This window comes from Cohaesibacter marisflavi, from assembly GCF_963665895.2.
GTDB classification, from domain to species: Bacteria; Pseudomonadota; Alphaproteobacteria; order Rhizobiales; family Cohaesibacteraceae; genus Cohaesibacter; species Cohaesibacter marisflavi.
This window is the reverse complement of sequence record NZ_OY762534.1, coordinates 3783520-3800890: the sequence shown is the minus strand read 5'-3', so window position 1 is coordinate 3800890 and position 17371 is coordinate 3783520. Positions and strand designations below refer to the sequence as shown.

Below are 17371 nucleotides of genomic sequence, written 5' to 3'. Positions count from 1 at the left end.
GGTCAAGCAATATTCTAATGAAAAATTCCGATCAGGCGCAATTTCGATACAAAAAAGCCCGACACCGGCACGGTATCGGGCTTCTTCATATATTAACAATCAAACCGGACAGTCGGGCTTATTCAGCGTCAGCCTTGGCTGCAGCAGCTTCTGCTTTCTTGGCAGCGCGTGCTTCAGCAACCTTTGCCTTGGCAACGTCGTTCAGCTTGCGAGCGCGAGAGTTGGTTGCCTCAACGATACGAGCGGATTTACCACGACGACCGCGCAGATAGTAGAGTTTCGCACGACGGACTTTACCGCGGCGGATCACTTCAACACCTTCAAGCATCGGGCTGAAAACCGGGAATACACGCTCAACACCTTCGCCATAGGAAATTTTGCGGACGGTGAAAGCCTCGTTCAGGCCGCCGCCGGTACGAGCGATGCAAACGCCTTCATAGGCCTGCACACGGGTACGGGTACCTTCGGTCACGCGCACGTTTACGCGAACAGTGTCGCCAGCGGAGAATTCAGGGATTTCGCGTTTTGCAGCGATTTCGGCCATTTGCTCTTTTTCGAGCTCTTCAATGATATTCATGATGTTCACTCTTGTTGTATCACTACGACCAGAGCGTCCTAAGCAGTCCCGTTGGGCTCATTGATGCCCGCCTTGCCACAAAGGCCCGTTTCGCCGTACTTGTTGGAAATCAGATTTGGGGGTCTATACCCAATGCAGCACCGTTTGTCACCCCCAAAAGTGACTCAAATCGGCGCTTTTCGGCACTAATTGCACCAGAAGCGCGAATGCACCCGCTTTTGCTTCAATAACAACCTGTTTTCAAATCTCACCAACACAAATACACCTTACAAACCCTTTACAGGGAGCGGGTTTCTCCAATCTTCAGGATCACGGCATTTTCCTCGCCAAAGCCCTGATCGATCGCAGCCTGACGAAAACGAACCGGTGCTTCGAACGGGTCCTCTGGTGTCAGCATGATGGTACCCCAATGCATACCGATGGCCTTTTTGGCTCCCACTGCACGGGCAATGGAGATGGCCTCTTCTGGCGTTGCATGCACCTCAACCATGATGGAAGGTGGTTCATAGGCGCCAATACCAACAATGGCATAGTCAAACGGCCCCGCCTTCTCGCCTACATCCTTGAAAATCTCTCCGGCGGCCGTATCACCGGAAAACCAGATTTTCCCATCGGGTGTTTCAATTGCAAAGCTGGCCCATAGGGTCTTTTTGCGATCAAACAAGCCGCGACCGGAGAAATGCACCGCTGGCAATGTCTTGATCGACAAGCCCGGCATCATCCATTCATCCCACCAGTCCTGCTCAACCACCCTCTTATAGCCACGGCGGGTGAAAAACGAACCCAGTCCGAGCGGGACGATCACCTGCGTCTCCCCCTTATAGGGATAAGCATCGATGGTCTTTTCATCCAGATGATCATAATGGTTGTGGCTCATCAGCAAAATATCAACCTTGGGCAGTTGCTCCACGCTCAAGGCTGCCGGCACGAAACGCTTCGGACCCATTCCCATTTTGCCGGCTCTTTCCTGCAAAAAGGGATCGGTGAGGAGAATTTTGCCACCGGTTCTAATGAGAAAGGACGCATGGCCCAACCATGTTACGCTGGGATTGCTGGCGGATGAAAGCTGCGCTTGCGTCTCGCCATGGTCCACCACATGCCAATCAGGCACCTCCGGCGCCTTGGTCTTGAAGGTCTGCTGATACAGAAAACGGGCAAAATCGCCAAATGTTGCACCCCCTTTGGGGCTTCCCGGCGGATTTTGAAATCTGCCCTTCACACGATTGGATGCTTTTGCGTTTTTTTCTTCCATGAATCCATTGCCTTGAAATTGCTTTGCTCGATCAAAACCACGGCAGCTCTTAAGAGAAAGAAACAGCCGAATACAGACCTTCTATGCTTGATGAGGTATGTATGCTTTTGAAAAATGCAAGCAGAACAGGGCCCAGATCACACAGCCAGATGACACAGTGGAAATCACACAGGCGGATTGCGCAGCGGCACGGGCTGGCGATGCACAATGCTGGTTTTGGTCCGCGCCATATCATGTAGTGGTCCGAGCAATCGGTCCAAGTCACCGATTTCGCGCAAAACCAGACGCGCAACGAAACAGTCTTCACCCGTTACGACGGAGCATTCGACAATCTCCGGCAATGCCTCGAGCGTCTTCTCCACGCTATGCAATTTGCCCGGCAGAGGCTCCACCCGCAAAATGGCTTCGAGCGTATAGCCCAGTTTACGCCGGTTGATCCGAATGCCAAATCCTTCGATCACGCCCAGATCTTCCATCCGCAGAATACGATCACGAATCGAGGGCGCAGCCAGACCAACCGCAGCACCGATAGAGCGCAAGCTCATGCGGGAATCCCTGTAGAGCAAATCTAGGATGGCGCGGTCTATATCATCAGCAACAAAATCTGTCATGTAAGCCAATTTATAGATTATACCTCTCAAGAACAATAAAATAGCGCAGAACGAGATAACAAACCACCGATACACCCCATCAGACATCTTCTATCATAGTGGCAACAAACAGGAGTGATAGAAATGAAGATACAACGCATCGCGGCTTTTATAGAAAACGGCCTGGGTGGAAATCCGGCTGGCGTCGTCCTGCTCGACGCGCTTCCCAAGAATGAAGACATGCAGAAGGTGGCAGCCGAAGTTGGCTACTCGGAAACGGTGTTTGCTGCGCCAGATGGCGAGAGTTGGACAACACGCTATTTCTCGCCCGAATCGGAGGTCCCCTTTTGCGGTCACGCAACAATCGCATTGGGCGCTGTGCTCGCCAAAGAGCATGGAGCAGGACGCTATCAGCTCTCCCTCTCGGAGGGGGACATTGACGTAACCGCCAGCATGGAGAATGGACAAAGCCAGTCTACCCTCAGCTCACGGCCGACCCATAGTGAACCAGTCGGTGAGACCGTCATCGATGAGGCGCTTGACTTGTTCGGTTACAAACGGGACGATCTGGACCCCGTACTTCCGGCAAGGCGGATCAATGCCGGTGCGGCCCATCTCTTTTTTGCGCTGAAAAGCCGAGAACAGCTGGCTCGCATGCACTATGATCTCGCAGCTGGGCGCGCCTTCATGCAGCGACATGGTCTGGTGACGGTTGTCTTTGTCTGGCGGGAAAGCGAAGATCTGTTCCATGCCAGAAATGCCTTTGCCTCAGGCGGCGTTCTGGAAGACCCGGCAACAGGGGCTGCGGCCGCAGCCATCGCAGGCATGTTGCGCGACGAAGGCCTGACCGGGCGAACCGAGTTGACCATTCTGCAAGGCGCAGACATGGGCCGTCCTTCGCGCATCAATGTGCAATTTACCGCCCCGATGGGCAGTCCGGTTTTTGTCGGCGGAACATCCTCAGAGATTGAAGACCAGAGCTAAGCGAAAACAGAAAACGAGAGAGCGCTCAGCTCTCTCTCTTCGCTAGCCAAGATTCATAGAGATCAGGGCGGCGTTCTTTCGTCAGCTCGATGGCCTTTTTCTGCCGCCATTCGGCAATCTTGCCATGATGGCCAGAGGTTAGGATTTCGGGGATTTCCCGTCCTTCCCATTCAGTCGGGCGCGTGTAATGGGGATATTCCAGCAAACCGCTCTCGAAGCTTTCCTCTTCCCCTGAAGCGATCTTGCCCATGACACCGGGCAGAAGACGCACAACGGCATCCATCAGCACCATCGCGCCCAATTCGCCGCCGGAAAGGATATAGTCGCCAATGGAAATCTCTTCCAGTTCGCGACCGTCAATCACCCGCTGATCAACCCCTTCAAACCGACCACAAAGCAGAATCACACCACCAGCCTCTTTAAGCTGGTGCACCTTTTCCTGCGTCAAGGCTTTGCCACGGGGAGACAACAGAATACGCGGGCGGGTATCCCCCTCACCCGTCACATGATCAATCGCGCGGGAAACCACATCGGGCCGCAACACCATGCCGGCACCGCCGCCAGCGGGCGTGTCATCCACGTTGCGATGCTTGCCTTCGGCGAAGTCGCGGATGTGAACTGCCTCCAGCGACCAGATTTCATTCTCCAGTGCCCGTCCGGCAAGAGACGTGCCCAGAGGTCCGGGAAACATATCGGGATAAAGGGTCAGAACACTGGCACGCCAAGGCGTTTTCAAGCCTTCCGGCTCATCCTTCTCAAATGGATTTGCTTCCGACATGATCCTTGGAGTTCCTATTCTTTCTTGAGGCCATCCAGCAATTCAGGGGTCTTGGAAAAATCGACCCCCTCACCTTCCTGCGCCTTCTCGTCTTCGTCCGGCTCGTCCAGCAAACCTTCAGGCGGCATGACAAGAACATAACCCTGCGAAACCTTCACTTCGGGCACAACCTCGCGGGTGAATGGAATATAGTAGCCTTTGCCACGTTTGGGCATGACATCAAGCATATCGCCTGCGCCAAAATCATGGATCGCCACGATGGAGCCAATTGACGAGCCATCTTCAAGCCGCGCGTCCAGCCCGATGAGATCGGAATGATAGAATTCCTCCTCCTCAAGCTCGGGCAGCTGTTCCCGATCGACATAAAGCCGCGTTCCGGTGAGCGCTTCAACATCATTGCGATTGTTGAGCCCTTTGACGCGACAGACAAAAACGGTCTTGGATTCCCGCGCCGACAGAAATTCGAACTGGCGCGTCCCGTCCGCCGTTTCCAGAGGTCCATAAGCGAACAAAGCATCGGGATCATCAGCAAACAGCTTGACCCGCACCTCGCCGCGTATTCCGTGCGCAGCTCCAAACTGGGCAATACAAACCTTGCCCTGAGGATCGGTAGGACCCTTGGCCATGACACTACTCCTTGCCGGCTGCCGGATTACAAGAATCCGGAATCAAAAAGGGAGTCCGGCCATAGCGGGCCGCACTCCCTCAAAAAAGCGAAGATTACTCAGCGCTTGCTTCTTCAGCCGGAGCTTCTGCTTCAGCAGCAGCCTCGGCAGCTGCAGCAGCTGCTTCTTCTTCTTTCATGCGCTGTTCTTCAAGACGTTCCTGAGCTTTCGCACCCGGCAGAGCTTTTTTCGGGTTGTTACGAGCAGGACGGGTTGCCAGACCAGCAGCATCAAGGAAGCGCAGAACACGGTCGGTCGGCTTTGCGCCTTTTTCGATCCAGTGCTGGATGCGCTCTACGTCGAGCTGAACGCGCTGTTCGGAATCTTTTGGAAGCAGCGGGTTGTAAGACCCAACTTTGTCGATGAAGCGGCCATCACGAGGAGAGCGCACATCAGCGATAACGATGCGGTAGTAAGGACGTTTTTTGGAGCCGCCGCGGGCCAGACGAATTTTCAGTGCCATGGAGTTTCCTTTCCAAATTCGGCATATTCTTGTTTCAATGGCCAACTTTTTAGCGACTGCCAGCAGTCCTTGGCCTTGTATTGGATGCAAACGGGATCTTGGAACAGACCCGGCTTAGCGTTTCTTCTTACCTTTGCCGGGCATACCGCCCAGACCGGGAAATTTAGGGCCGCCCAGACCGGGAAGACCTGGCATACCGCCGGGTAATCCTCCTGGAAGACCACCGGGGAGACCGCCACCAGGCAGGCCACCGCCCATTCCTTTGGCCATATCACCCATATCGGGCATCTGGCCGGATTTCTGCATTTCTTCAAGCTGGGCAGGATCTACCTGGGGCATGCCGCCACCGAACAGGCCGCCAAGGCCGCCCTTCTTCTTGCCCAGCATCTTCATCATGTCCGCCATCTGGCGATGCATTTTGAGAAGCTTGTTGATTTCGGACACCTGCACGCCAGCACCAGCGGCAACGCGCTTCTTGCGGCTTGCATTGAGCAGCTTGGGATTGCGCCGCTCGGCCCGGGTCATGGAATTGATGATCGCCACCTGACGGTTGACGACGGAATCATCAAGATTGGCAGCCGACATCTGCTTTTTCAGTTTGCCGATACCCGGCATCAATCCCATGATGCCGCTCATACCGCCCAGCTTGGCCATCTGGCCCAACTGATCCTTGAGATCCTCAAGATCGAATTTGCCTTTGCGCAGCTTTTCAGCAGCGGCGGCAGCCTTCTCGGCATCGATATTTTCGGCTGCTTTTTCAACCAGCGAAACGATATCGCCCATGCCCAGAATACGGCCGGCAATACGTTCGGGATGGAATTCTTCCAGCGCATCTGCTTTTTCGCCGGTACCCATCAGCTTGATCGGCTTGCCGGTAACCGCGCGCATGGAAAGAGCCGCACCACCGCGTCCGTCACCATCAACACGGGTCAGCACGATGCCGGTGACATCGCAGCGTTCGTCAAAGCTTTTGGCCACATTGACGGCGTCCTGACCGGTCAGGCTATCGGCAACCAGCAGAATTTCGTGCGGGTTGGTAACCTTGCGGATTTCTTCCATCTCAACCATGAGAGGTTCATCCACATGGATTCGGCCAGCGGTATCGAGCATGACCACATCAAAGCCACCGAGCTTGGCGGCATTGATGGCGCGTTCTGCGATCTGTGTCGGCGTCTGGCCAGCCACAATCGGCAGCGTCGCGATGTCATTCTGTTCACCAAGCACCCGCAGCTGTTCTTGCGCGGCAGGACGGCGGGTATCGAGCGAGGCCATCAGAACCTTCTTGCGATCACGGGTCTGCAAGCGCAGCGCGATCTTGGCCGTCGAGGTGGTTTTACCAGACCCCTGAAGACCAACCATCATGATGGGCACAGGTGATGGCGCATTCAGATCAATAACCTTGGCATCCGCGCCGAGCATCTCGACCATCTGGTCATGCACCAGCTTGATCACCATCTGCCCTGGGCTGACCGACTTAATCACTTCAACGCCAACCGCCTTCTGTTTCACCTGCTCGGTGAACTGGCGCACGACATCCAGAGCAACGTCCGCTTCGATCAGGGCGCGACGAACTTCGCGCAGAGCAGCATTGACATCGGACTCGCTAAGCGCACCGCGCTTGGAGAGCTTGTCAAAAATGCCGCTTAGGCGATCTGATAGCGATTCAAACATGCATTGCTCCTTCGTTGCTTCCCATCAGTAAGACATCTTTCCAATTTGGGCCTTTCCGCCTCATCTGCCAAGCAGATCCCCTAAAGAAAACCGCATAGCAAAAATACATCCGAGGGCGCAACGCGCTGTCGGATGTGGACTTCCCGGTTCTCTTTACACCTTTGCGGGACCGGGTCAGTGGCTCAAATTGTCTTGTCTCGTGATGAGAATGGGCGGTTTCTACGCAATATTGCTCTCTGCGTCAACTGGATTCAGCGCTGAATGCAATGAAAAGGCCAGATTTCGGCCTTTTTACAAAAGTTCAGCACGCAATTCATCAATGGTGGCGACAATCTTGTCTGTTCCCGCCGTCTCAAACTCTTCTCTGGAGCCATAGCCCCAGAGTAGGGAAACGGTCTTCATGCCGTTGGCCTTGCCACCCAGAATATCATGCTTGCGGTCTCCGATCATCACCGAGCTTGACGCATTGGCGCCGGTCTTTTCTAGCGCATAGGTCAGAAGATCGGCCTTGTTGCCTCGTGTTCCATCCAGCTCGGCCCCGAACACGGCATCAAAATAGGAGGCCAATTCAAAGCGCTCCAGAATCGGATTGGCAAAGACATGAGGCTTGGAGGTTGCCACATAAAGCGGATGCCCTGCCGCCTTCAACTCACTCAGAAGCTCCGGAATGCCCGCATAGACCTCATTTTCATACAGGCCTGTCACCGAATAATGCTCGCGATAGGCAAGGACCCCCTCTTCTGCGCGTTCGGGACCAACCATCACAGCAAAGCTTTCCGGCAATGGGGGGCCGATGACCCAGTCGAGATCGTCCGGAACCTCGGAAATCCCGAGCTTGTCGAGAGCATAATGGGTGGAGCTGATGATGCCTGCCTTTGGGTCGGTCAGAGTGCCATCAAGGTCGAAGAATAGAGAAGTCATGAAAAACCACTGTCATTGTCTGGCTGCGTTTGCGAAGAAAAGTCAGACAGCCTTGCTAATCATCGTCGGCTCGGAGAAAACACCGGCTGTCATGAGGTTGTCATCCATCACTTCGCGAATGCGCATGGAAGGTTTGTAGGCCAGAACGCGATTGCGTCCGTCCTTCTTGGCAAGATACATAGCATAATCAGCTGCGGTGAACAGATGATCAAAGCTTTTCCCGACTGTTTTCACTGACACATAGCCTATACTCAAAGTGAAACTAATCGGGGCGCCCTTATAATCAAAGGAGGTCTGCTCGATTTTACGTCGCACTCTCTCCAGAATGGCCGCGTGATCATATCCTTTGCCGCCCAAATAGATGGCAAATTCTTCCCCCCCCATACGCCCCATCAGAGCGGAGGTAGGCAATTGCAGTTTGGTAGTCTTCACAAAGTCGATGAGCACCTTATCGCCTGCATCATGACCATATGTGTCATTGATCGTCTTGAAATGATCAATATCCAGAATAGCCATAATAGCATCCGGTCCGCTATCAGGTAGTACGCCATTGATGCCTTTGACAAAGGCACGGCGATTGGAGATACCAGTTAAATCATCTGTTTCGGATGCGATACGATGTCTCTTTTCAGCCTTGTCCTTGATGAGAATCACCGTAGATATCGCCATCATCGTTGTGTTGAAGAAAATTTCCAGCAAGAACAGCTTCCACCATCCCGCTTCCATGCGCCCATTGATCACGGCAGCTGGCTGGGTCAGTGTGAAGAAGACGACGAAGCCACGAATGATGCCATGGACCACCAGGACGATTGATGTCGGCACGGCCATTGGCAAAGCCCGATTGCCAGCACCATTAAAGACAAGATGGGCATTGCTAAAGGCGACGCCCATGACAAACAGGGACTGCACCAAGGCATTCATATTCGGATCGGAATAGAGCCAGGGCGCCGCACCAGCCAAAATCAGATAGACAAACGGGGCAACAAAGAAAGGCCAAGTCGGCGTCTTGTGACCGTTAAAGGCCCGAAAACCGGCAATCATGCCCAAATTGGATGTAATCACCACAGCCGTGCATAACGCTGGAGCGAAGGATCCCAGTATCTCCTGCAATGCCAGAAAGGCAGCAGCCACAACACCCAGAACATAAGCCAACAACCAATATCCAGCGGCCGGTTCATCGGTATTGGTCCGCCAAACCACAGCCATCGTGGATGCCGAGACAAGCAAAGATAAAAATAGACAAGCATAAATAGACGCAATATCAAGCGCATTAAGCATAGATAAACGAGCCCCCAGTTGCATGCAGGCTAATCCAAAACTCTAAAAATAATCATAATCGTTACGATGAAATCGATTGCATTTTGGCGAAAAGGACAGCACTCAGCTTTCCGCGACGGCCCGGTCCACACAGCTTTTCAAGCAAAGCGCAATCCGGCCCGCGAACAGAATGCCAACGGGGCACACACAAATGATTTTTCCTCACAAGGCCGCCTCTATCATTTTTCGCCAAAAGCGGTACATTGTCGCCAACAACAAACACAATCTCCCCAAGCCGGAAAATAGGGACTTATGGAGATGAAAAAGCCTACGGAGCCCCCCATGTCACCTACACCTTCAGATCAGAAAGCCCATTTCTGGCTACGTGACGAAGATCGCAGCACCGAACGCCGCACCGCATTGACACCCAAAAATGCCAAATTACTGATCGAAAAAGGATTTTCCGTAACGGTCGAGAAAAGCGAAAAGCGCGTCTGCACCAATGAGGACTATGAAGCCGTAGGCTGCGCCCTCGCCGAGCCGCGTTCATGGGTGGATGCTCCGAAGGAAACGGTTATTCTCGGTCTCAAGGAACTGGCAGAAACGCCGGACAAACTGCCTCACCGGATGATCCATTTTGCCCATATCTACAAAGACCAGACCGGCTGGGAAAAGGAGATGGCTCGCTTCGTCAATGGCGAAGGCCTGCTTTATGACATCGAATTCCTGACCAACGAAAACGGACGCCGCGTTGCCGCCTTTGGCTATTGGGCCGGATGGATGGGAGCCGCTCTGGGCGCATTCCGCCTCTTGGAACGCCGCGCTGGCCGCAATGAGATTACCAAGGGAGTCTCCCCGTTCGAAAGCCAGCAGGCGATCATAGACAGATTGAAAGCGTTGGCCGAAGAAGGCGAAGGCGATCTGCCAACCGCCATCGTCATTGGCGCCAAGGGCCGTTCCGGCACAGGGGCCAGCGAATGCCTTGAAGCCATCGGCATGACAGTAACCAAGTGGGACATCGAGGAAACCCGCATCCTCGACCGGCGGGCTCTTCTCTCTCACGACATGATGGTCAACTGCGTGCTCATGTTTGGCCCGGGCCTGTTGCTCGCCAACAAGACCCATTTAGCGGCAGAACGCGCAAAGATGAAGGTCATTTCCGACGTATCCTGCGATCCATTCTCCGATTTCAATCCCTTGCCGATCTACAATGCCCCGACCAGTTGGGATGCTCCGGTGATTGAAGTGGCAAAGAATGGATTGGGCGACGCTGTTGAGGTCACCTCCATCGACAATTTGCCTTCCCTTTTGCCAGCTCAGGCAGCGGAAGAATTTTCAGACCAATTCATCACCTCGCTCCTGCGTTTTGATGATGGCATCGAGTGGAAGAACGCCAAAGCCAAATTCGAGGAAGTCCGCGCAAAAGCTAATCTCTGACAGCCTGTTCAAGGCCACAGGCCGACATTTCTTCTGACTTGTTTCAAGGGTGCGAGCAATTATCGCACCCTTTTTCTTTGAACAATCGCGTCAGACCGACTTATTGCCAATCGAAAAATGATGAATTTTCACAAAACTGAAACCAAGGACTTCTCTACTTGCAGACGACCTTTCGAAAACCCTCACGGAAAGTTCATTGATTGAATGCAATTAAACCATTCAATCAGTAGAAAGCCTGATTATATAATCTGAAGGCCATAAATTTTTGGCGAACCTGACCGGATTACTTAATGCAATAATGGGGACCAACCATGCATAAAATCGCTCTTGCTACCATCGCTTTGTCATTGATTGCTGCACCAGCCCTCGCTGGTCCGAAAGAAGACGCTGTTGCCGAACGCCAAGCCTACTTCAAAAAACTTGGTGGCAACATGGGCCCTCTGGCCAAGCTGCTCAAAGGCGACTATGACGCCGCAACCGCTCAGCAGCATGCAGATGCACTAGCAGACCTCACAACACAGGATATCAGTGGACTGTTTGTTGAAGGCACTTCCACCGAAGACATGCCCGGCAAAACCGAAGCGCTTCCGGTTATTTGGGAAGACATGGATGGCTTTGCCGCCAAATATGAAGCATTGGCAACGGCAGCGGCCAACCTGAAGGCTGAAGCCGGCAAAGGCAAAGCCCAGCTGGCCGCCGCTTTTGGCCCTGTTGGTGCCTCTTGCAAAAGCTGCCACGATGGCTTCCGCGACTAATCAACAAAGGAGCCGGGTATAGGTTGATACCCGGCTCCACTTTATTTGATATTCATTTGCAGCACGAAACACAGGCTATGACAATGAACGAACAGCCAGAACAAGACCCGAATCTGGAACGCATCCGTCTTTGGGATCCAGCCATCCGCCTATTTCACTGGACCTTGCTCATTTGCGTTGTCGCCGCCTGGGGGCTGGGCGAATTTGGCCCGGATATCATGACCCTGCATTTCTATTTCGGCTATGCTGTTGCCGCGCTGCTGGGCTTTCGTCTGATCTGGGGACTGGTAGGGCCAAAAGTGGTGCGCTTTACCCATTTTATCTATAGCCCGAAAACAACGCTCTCCTATGCCTCGAAAATCATGGAACGCAAACCCAGCTACTGGCGCGGCCATAATCCGGTCGGCGCTCTGGCAGTCTTTGCCTTGATGGGTATCCTCATCGCTCAGGTCGCAACAGGTCTGATGGGAGATCCCGATGATTATATCAATGTCGGTCCGCTGGCCAGTTATGTTGGCTATGACACCGCCACGTTGGCCATCGAGATCCACGAAACACTGGCACCTATTCTGCTCTTGCTGGTGCTCGTTCACGTCGCCGCTATCGGCTTTTACAAGGTCTGGAAACGCGAAGACCTGATCAAGCCCATGATCACCGGCTGGAAATGGGTCAAAAAAGCAGAAACCGACTGATTTCAAACACCGCTATCAGCGATCAGATTGTGCTGAGCAGGATGCTTGTCTCACTGTTCAGCACCCCCTCGATCAAGCGGACCTCGCGCAGAACCCGGTCGAAATCCGACAGGGACGCTGTCTGGATTTCCGCTACAAGATCCCACGCCCCATTCGTCGTATGCAATGTGTGAAGCTCCGGCATGCCACGCAGCTTCCGGATCACCTGCGACGTCGATTTCCCCACCACCTCAATCAGCATGATTGCGCGAATACCATCCAGCTCATAATCTTCGCGCACACGCACCGTGTAGCCAAGAATCGCACCTGACTCCATCAGACGATCAAGCCTGTTCTGCACTGTCCCCCGCGAGACTTGCAGAATATCGGCCAGTTTGGAGAGAGGCGCACGCCCGTCATGGCGCAAAAGCGAGATGAGATCCCGATCCAGCTGATCAAAAATATGCTTGGCCCCTTGCGTCACCATGTAGTTTGCCCTCTCTCCCCTCGGAATATATGACCAATTCTGACGAATTGCCCAATTTTCACTTTAAATTTGTATAATCACTTATCATTTATTGAAGGGTTTTGCCATTTTTTCTGAAAATTTGTCTCGCTATTCTAATAGGACAATCATGATCCATCCGCCGCGCCGACCATCATCATGTCAGGTGCCCACAGAATGGATCCAAAGGCCTTCAGAGCCGCCTTCTTACAGATTTTCAGGAACGCATCCCATGCCAGCACCACAGAAAGACACTCTCAATCTTGTTCCCTTTGTCAGCGTCGACAACATGATGAAGCTGATCCTGTCCATCGGCGTAGAAGAAGCAATCGAGGGGATAGCAGCCCAGATTGAAGCCGATTTCAAACGCTGGGAAAGCTTCGACAAGACGCCCCGCATCGCATCCCATTCCAAAGAAGGCGTCATCGAACTGATGCCGACCAGTGACGGCGAAGTCTATGGCTTCAAATATGTCAACGGCCACCCGAAGAACACCAAGGAAGGCCTGCAGACGGTCACAGCTTTCGGGCTTCTGGCCGATGTCTATACCGGTTATCCGGTGCTGCTGACAGAAATGACCATCCTCACTGCGCTCAGAACCGCAGCCACCTCCGCCGTTGCCGCCAAATATCTTGCACCAAAGAATGCAAAGGTCATGGCGATGATCGGCAACGGGGCACAATGCGAATTTCAGGCTCTGGCCTTCAAGCGCATTTGCGGCATCGATACCGTGCGCCTGTTTGACATTGACCCGATTGCCACCGACAAGGCGGAATTCAATCTGAAGGATTCCGGCCTCAAGGTTGTGCGCACATCAAGCCATCAGGAATGCGTCTCCGGCGCGGATATCATCACCACCTGCACCGCTGACAAACAGTGCGCCACCATCCTGACCGACAACATGGTCGGCTCGGGCCAACATATCAACGCCATCGGCGGCGACTGTCCGGGCAAGACGGAGCTGCATGGCGACATTCTGCGCCGTTCGGATATTTTCGTCGAATATCCGCCACAAACACGCATTGAAGGCGAAATCCAGCAGCTGGATCCGGACCATCCGGTCAAGGAACTCTGGAAAGTGATGACCGGACAGGAAGAAGGACGCACCTCCGAAGGTCAGATCACCCTGTTTGATTCCGTCGGTTTTGCCATCGAAGATTTTTCCGCCCTGCGCTACATCCATGATGTCATCAAGGGCACGCCATTCTACGACGATCTCGACATGCTAGCCGACCCTGACGAACCCCGCGATCTCTACGGCATGGTCCGCCGCGCAGAAAAGTCTCTGGCCGCTGCCGAATAGGCTTGGCATCCGGGCGAGAAGTATAAAAAGCGCGATCAATTTCAGGTCTCCACGCACTGCGCGGGGGCCTTTTCTTATGCCCTCAACTGATATCCGGTTTTTCCCTTATACGAAAGAATGAACAGGCACAAATTGGTTATATTCCAAGTTTTTATTTGCCTACTGGTCAAGGATATTCAGAAAATACAAGAATAAAGTGACAAAATTTTCCTAATTGTTTAGCGAAACCCTTTTTCCTTCATGATGCTCTAGGCAATTGGTGGAATATTTTCTGTCCCGACCTCAGATATCATACGATTATACCTCCATATTACATACCAAAGAGCAATACCGCACACGTAGACGCTCTGCTATCGCCTAAGCATAATAGTCTGAACACCAAACCGAGCATCACCGCACCAAACACGCTCAAAAGGGGATGGTGCACAATTTCAATAGACGAGTTCTGGGAGGAACGCATGTCGGAGAACGTCTATCCTGTACCGACGGATGTGGCATCACATGCCCTGATCGATAACGATGCCTATTTGTCCATGTACAAGCAGTCAGTGGAAGATCCGGAAGCCTTCTGGGGAGAACACGGCAAACGCCTTGATTGGATCAAACCCTTTACCAAGGTGAAGAACACATCCTTCGATTATCACAATGTTTCCATCAAATGGTTCGAAGATGGCACGCTCAATGTGTCCGCCAACTGCATCGACCGTCATCTGGAAAAACGTGGCGATCAGACTGCGATCATCTGGGAGGGAGATGATCCGGCTGACGACGAGCATATCACCTATAGTCAGCTCCATGAGCGGGTCAGCAAACTGGCCAACGCCTATAAGGAAATGGGCGTCGGCAAGGGTGATCGCATCATTCTTTATCTGCCAATGATCCCGGAAGCAGCCTATGCCATGCTGGCATCGGCCCGCATCGGCGCCATTCATTCCATCGTCTTTGGCGGCTTTTCGCCCGATGCGCTGGCTGACCGCGTCAACGGCTGTGAAGCCAAGCTTGTGGTTACAGCCGACCAGGGCCTGCGAGGCGGCCGGACCGTTCCGCTAAAAACCAACGTGGACACCGCGCTTGAAAAGGTCGATCACGACGTCAAGACACTTGTCGTCAAGCGCACCGGCGGCGACGTGCCCATGACCAGTGGTCGCGACTTCTGGTATGAATATATGGTGGCCAAGGCCTCTGCCGATTGCCCGCCAGAACCGATGAATGCGGAAGATCCTCTCTTCATTCTCTATACGTCCGGCTCCACCGGTAAGCCGAAGGGCGTGGTGCACACCACTGGCGGCTATCTGGTTTACGCCTCCATGACCCATCAATATGTCTTTGACTATCATGAGGGCGATATCTACTGGTGCACCGCAGATGTGGGCTGGGTCACCGGCCATTCCTACATTGTCTATGGTCCGCTCGCCAATGGCGCGACCACGCTGATGTTCGAAGGCGTGCCCAACTATCCATCGCCTTCCCGCTTCTGGGATGTCTGCGACAAGCATAAGGTCAACATTTTCTACACGGCACCAACCGCCATTCGCTCACTGATGGGCGCCGGATCTGAACATGTTGAAAAAGCAGATCTTTCTTCTCTGCGCATTCTTGGCTCAGTGGGTGAACCCATCAATCCTGAAGCCTGGAAATGGTATTATGAAGTCGTCGGTAAAGAGAGATGCCCGATTGTCGATACATGGTGGCAGACGGAAACCGGCGGCATTCTGATCACGCCGCTACCCGGCGCCACCGATCTCAAACCTGGCTCGGCCACGCGCCCCTTCTTTGGCGTTCAGCCAGTCATGCTCGATAATATGGGCAATGAAATCGGGGAAACCGCATGCGAAGGCGTGCTCTGCATTGCCGACAGCTGGCCGGGCCAGATGCGTACGGTCTATGGCGATCATGACCGCTTTGTCTCGACCTATTTCGAAACCTTCAAGGGCTACTATTTCACCGGTGACGGCGCCCGCCGTGATGCAGATGGCTATTACTGGATCACCGGCCGCGTTGATGATGTGATCAACGTTTCTGGCCACCGTATGGGCACAGCGGAAGTGGAAAGCGCTCTTGTGGCTCATGAAAAGGTATCCGAAGCCGCCGTGGTGGGCTATCCGCACGATATCAAGGGTCAGGGCATCTATGTCTATGTCACCCTGATGGAAGGCGAAGAGGAAAGTGAAGAGCTGCGCAAGGAACTGCGCAACTGGGTCCGCCATGAAATCGGCCCGATCGCTTCGCCGGACCTCATCCAGTTCGCTCCGGGCCTGCCGAAAACCCGTTCTGGCAAGATCATGCGCCGCATTCTGCGCAAGATAGCCGAAGACGATTTCGGCTCACTGGGCGATACCTCGACACTGGCTGATCCAACTGTGGTGGAAGATCTCATTGATAACCGCCAGAACCGGTAAGATCTGGACATAGACGCAAAAGAAAAGCCCCGTCGGCCAATCCGGCGGGGTTTCTTTATGCCTTCAACGGTCTGCAGGCCGACAATAACGCATCAAATAGGTGGGAAAGATGATCCCGTTCGGCAGCTCGACCTCATCTTCACACACCGCTTCAAACCCAAGCGAATGGTAAAAGGACATCCCGCTCAAGGATGCCTGACAATCAAACTGGACAATATCGGGCGCTGCATTGAGACAACGATCAAAAAGCGCCCGACCGATGCCATGACGCATCCAATCGGGATGCACGACGAACTGGCGGATATGACCAACGCCGGCGACGCTCGGCAGGCCATGATAATCACGGCTCCAGCCCCCTGCCCCAACCAAAAGATCGTCATCAGCCTCAGCCACATACAGCTGGCCGGACTGAATAAGAGGTTTGGAAACCTGAGAAATAAAGGGAACGGATTGTTCAATTAGATCAGGAGCATAAGCACCAGACAGTCCGCTTGAAAAAGACAAGACGCTCAGATGAACAAGAGCTTCAAAATCAGAAAGTGTGGCTGATCGCAGACGGTATGACATCCCAGACACCCATTTTGCGCGCCTTATCCGCGTTTGACAAAGGCCTCAGCCTCTTCAAGGGACATCTCTTCCTCAGCCTCATGCCCGAGTTTTGAGCGTACCTTTTCAAGATCATCCACCAAACCGGCCAAACGCCCTGCAACGCGATCATGAATGATGGCGGCAAGCTCGGGATATTCATCCATCACACGCCGGAAAGTCACGCGTCTGATCTGGATGACTTTGACATCCTCAATCGCCGTAGCCATCGCCGAGCGGCGTGTTTCTGCCATCAAAGCCATTTCACCAATCAAGCTTCCAGGCCCGAGCACCTGGCTTTGGAGATCAAAGCCATTCTCGGAAATCGTCATGCGGATTTGGCCTTCGGTGATGACAAAACCGGAATCGGCCAGATCACCCTGCCGAAAAATCACCTGCTTAGCCCGATAGGCGCGCATTTCGGCACCAAAGGCCAACAGCCGCAGTTGGTCATTGTCGAAATTGTCAAAGAAAGGGACCTGCTTGAGCAGGTCAATATCACTTGTCAGGCTCATTGATTCTTTTCAACCCGGTGAAATCCGAAAAACACCCCACTAT

Annotated in this window: 18 protein-coding genes; 6 read left to right on the top strand and 12 right to left on the bottom strand. The window is 53.4% G+C overall.

The window, feature by feature from the left end; all coding sequences use genetic code 11:
• Positions 1–118: 118 nt before the first annotated feature.
• The 3 genes from rplS to ACKPCT_RS18020 all read right to left on the bottom strand — a co-directional run bounded on the left by rplS (position 119) and on the right by ACKPCT_RS18020 (position 2440).
• On the bottom strand, positions 119–577 hold the full coding sequence (gene rplS / locus ACKPCT_RS18030) for a 50S ribosomal protein L19 (protein ID WP_090072274.1): 459 nt from the start codon (positions 575–577) through the stop codon (positions 119–121).
• Between the two features lie 277 nt (positions 578–854).
• Positions 855–1829, bottom strand: a complete 975-nt coding sequence (locus tag ACKPCT_RS18025; protein ID WP_090072276.1) for an MBL fold metallo-hydrolase — start codon at positions 1827–1829, stop codon at positions 855–857.
• Positions 1830–1993: 164 nt separating this feature from the next.
• Positions 1994–2440, bottom strand: a complete 447-nt coding sequence (locus ACKPCT_RS18020; RefSeq protein WP_090072278.1) for an Lrp/AsnC family transcriptional regulator — start codon at positions 2438–2440, stop codon at positions 1994–1996.
• A gap of 123 nt (positions 2441–2563) precedes the next feature.
• Here ACKPCT_RS18020 and ACKPCT_RS18015 point away from each other — a divergent pair, with 123 nt between their 5' ends.
• Positions 2564–3403: a PhzF family phenazine biosynthesis protein gene (locus ACKPCT_RS18015; RefSeq protein ID WP_319567567.1), complete on the top strand. Its 840-nt coding sequence runs from the start codon at positions 2564–2566 to the stop codon at positions 3401–3403.
• 25 nt (positions 3404–3428) lie between these two features.
• Here the strand turns inward: ACKPCT_RS18015 and trmD are convergent, their stop codons facing one another.
• From trmD to ACKPCT_RS17985, 6 genes are all read right to left on the bottom strand, one after another.
• A complete protein-coding gene (trmD, locus tag ACKPCT_RS18010; RefSeq protein ID WP_090072281.1) occupies positions 3429–4181 on the bottom strand; it encodes a tRNA (guanosine(37)-N1)-methyltransferase TrmD in 753 nt (250 codons plus the stop codon).
• 14 nt (positions 4182–4195) lie between these two features.
• Positions 4196–4807: a ribosome maturation factor RimM gene (gene rimM, locus ACKPCT_RS18005; RefSeq protein ID WP_090072283.1), complete on the bottom strand. Its 612-nt coding sequence runs from the start codon at positions 4805–4807 to the stop codon at positions 4196–4198.
• Positions 4808–4901: 94 nt separating this feature from the next.
• Positions 4902–5309 (bottom strand): 30S ribosomal protein S16, encoded by a 408-nt coding sequence (rpsP, locus tag ACKPCT_RS18000; RefSeq protein WP_090072284.1) that lies wholly within the window; start codon positions 5307–5309, stop codon positions 4902–4904.
• Positions 5310–5423: 114 nt separating this feature from the next.
• The gene (gene ffh, locus ACKPCT_RS17995; protein WP_319567566.1) at positions 5424–6980 is read right to left on the bottom strand and encodes a signal recognition particle protein; all 1557 of its coding nucleotides are present in this window, start codon (positions 6978–6980) and stop codon (positions 5424–5426) included.
• A 291-nt stretch (positions 6981–7271) separates the two neighbouring features.
• Positions 7272–7901 carry an HAD family hydrolase gene (locus ACKPCT_RS17990; protein WP_090072288.1) on the bottom strand — a complete coding sequence of 210 codons (630 nt, stop codon included), beginning with the start codon at positions 7899–7901 and terminating at the stop codon, positions 7272–7274.
• Positions 7902–7943: 42 nt separating this feature from the next.
• Positions 7944–9107: a GGDEF domain-containing protein gene (locus tag ACKPCT_RS17985; RefSeq protein ID WP_175528037.1), complete on the bottom strand. Its 1164-nt coding sequence runs from the start codon at positions 9105–9107 to the stop codon at positions 7944–7946.
• Positions 9108–9500: 393 nt separating this feature from the next.
• On the opposite strand from ACKPCT_RS17985, the gene ACKPCT_RS17980 reads away from it, so the two are divergent.
• From ACKPCT_RS17980 to ACKPCT_RS17970, 3 genes are all read left to right on the top strand, one after another.
• Positions 9501–10595: a saccharopine dehydrogenase gene (locus tag ACKPCT_RS17980; protein ID WP_319567565.1), complete on the top strand. Its 1095-nt coding sequence runs from the start codon at positions 9501–9503 to the stop codon at positions 10593–10595.
• A 311-nt stretch (positions 10596–10906) separates the two neighbouring features.
• A complete protein-coding gene (locus ACKPCT_RS17975; RefSeq protein WP_319567564.1) occupies positions 10907–11350 on the top strand; it encodes a c-type cytochrome in 444 nt (147 codons plus the stop codon).
• An 83-nt stretch (positions 11351–11433) separates the two neighbouring features.
• Complete coding sequence (locus ACKPCT_RS17970; protein ID WP_090072676.1) at positions 11434–12042, top strand: cytochrome b/b6 domain-containing protein; 609 nt, start codon at positions 11434–11436, stop codon at positions 12040–12042.
• 22 nt (positions 12043–12064) lie between these two features.
• Here the strand turns inward: ACKPCT_RS17970 and ACKPCT_RS17965 are convergent, their stop codons facing one another.
• On the bottom strand, positions 12065–12508 hold the full coding sequence (locus tag ACKPCT_RS17965) for an Lrp/AsnC family transcriptional regulator (protein ID WP_090072295.1): 444 nt from the start codon (positions 12506–12508) through the stop codon (positions 12065–12067).
• Between the two features lie 250 nt (positions 12509–12758).
• Between ACKPCT_RS17965 and ACKPCT_RS17960 the strand changes: the two genes are divergently transcribed.
• On the top strand, positions 12759–13829 hold the full coding sequence (locus ACKPCT_RS17960; RefSeq protein WP_090072296.1) for an ornithine cyclodeaminase: 1071 nt from the start codon (positions 12759–12761) through the stop codon (positions 13827–13829).
• Positions 13830–14287: 458 nt separating this feature from the next.
• Positions 14288–16228: an acetate--CoA ligase gene (acs, locus tag ACKPCT_RS17955; protein WP_090072298.1), complete on the top strand. Its 1941-nt coding sequence runs from the start codon at positions 14288–14290 to the stop codon at positions 16226–16228.
• 63 nt (positions 16229–16291) lie between these two features.
• Here acs and ACKPCT_RS17950 read toward each other — a convergent pair whose 3' ends face one another.
• Positions 16292–16795, bottom strand: a complete 504-nt coding sequence (locus tag ACKPCT_RS17950) for a GNAT family N-acetyltransferase (RefSeq protein WP_090072300.1) — start codon at positions 16793–16795, stop codon at positions 16292–16294.
• A 23-nt stretch (positions 16796–16818) separates the two neighbouring features.
• Positions 16819–17328 (bottom strand): cyclic nucleotide-binding domain-containing protein, encoded by a 510-nt coding sequence (locus tag ACKPCT_RS17945; RefSeq protein WP_090072302.1) that lies wholly within the window; start codon positions 17326–17328, stop codon positions 16819–16821.
• Positions 17329–17371 lie beyond the last annotated feature (43 nt).

Excerpts from the sequence above, each read along its gene's own strand:
- rplS (WP_090072274.1), bottom strand. The coding sequence starts at position 577 with ATGAATATCATTGAAGAGCTCGAAAAAGAGCAAATGGCCGAAATCGCT.
- ACKPCT_RS18025 (WP_090072276.1), bottom strand. The coding sequence starts at position 1,829 with ATGGAAGAAAAAAACGCAAAAGCATCCAATCGTGTGAAGGGCAGATTT.
- ACKPCT_RS18020 (WP_090072278.1), bottom strand. The coding sequence starts at position 2,440 with ATGACAGATTTTGTTGCTGATGATATAGACCGCGCCATCCTAGATTTG.
- ACKPCT_RS18015 (WP_319567567.1), top strand. The coding sequence starts at position 2,564 with ATGAAGATACAACGCATCGCGGCTTTTATAGAAAACGGCCTGGGTGGA.
- trmD (WP_090072281.1), bottom strand. The coding sequence starts at position 4,181 with ATGTCGGAAGCAAATCCATTTGAGAAGGATGAGCCGGAAGGCTTGAAA.
- rimM (WP_090072283.1), bottom strand. The coding sequence starts at position 4,807 with ATGGCCAAGGGTCCTACCGATCCTCAGGGCAAGGTTTGTATTGCCCAG.
- rpsP (WP_090072284.1), bottom strand. The coding sequence starts at position 5,309 with ATGGCACTGAAAATTCGTCTGGCCCGCGGCGGCTCCAAAAAACGTCCT.
- ffh (WP_319567566.1), bottom strand. The coding sequence starts at position 6,980 with ATGTTTGAATCGCTATCAGATCGCCTAAGCGGCATTTTTGACAAGCTC.
- ACKPCT_RS17990 (WP_090072288.1), bottom strand. The coding sequence starts at position 7,901 with ATGACTTCTCTATTCTTCGACCTTGATGGCACTCTGACCGACCCAAAG.
- ACKPCT_RS17985 (WP_175528037.1), bottom strand. The coding sequence starts at position 9,107 with ATGGCTGTGGTTTGGCGGACCAATACCGATGAACCGGCCGCTGGATAT.
- ACKPCT_RS17980 (WP_319567565.1), top strand. The coding sequence starts at position 9,501 with ATGTCACCTACACCTTCAGATCAGAAAGCCCATTTCTGGCTACGTGAC.
- ACKPCT_RS17975 (WP_319567564.1), top strand. The coding sequence starts at position 10,907 with ATGCATAAAATCGCTCTTGCTACCATCGCTTTGTCATTGATTGCTGCA.
- ACKPCT_RS17970 (WP_090072676.1), top strand. The coding sequence starts at position 11,434 with ATGAACGAACAGCCAGAACAAGACCCGAATCTGGAACGCATCCGTCTT.
- ACKPCT_RS17965 (WP_090072295.1), bottom strand. The coding sequence starts at position 12,508 with ATGGTGACGCAAGGGGCCAAGCATATTTTTGATCAGCTGGATCGGGAT.
- ACKPCT_RS17960 (WP_090072296.1), top strand. The coding sequence starts at position 12,759 with ATGCCAGCACCACAGAAAGACACTCTCAATCTTGTTCCCTTTGTCAGC.
- acs (WP_090072298.1), top strand. The coding sequence starts at position 14,288 with ATGTCGGAGAACGTCTATCCTGTACCGACGGATGTGGCATCACATGCC.
- ACKPCT_RS17950 (WP_090072300.1), bottom strand. The coding sequence starts at position 16,795 with ATGTCATACCGTCTGCGATCAGCCACACTTTCTGATTTTGAAGCTCTT.
- ACKPCT_RS17945 (WP_090072302.1), bottom strand. The coding sequence starts at position 17,328 with ATGAGCCTGACAAGTGATATTGACCTGCTCAAGCAGGTCCCTTTCTTT.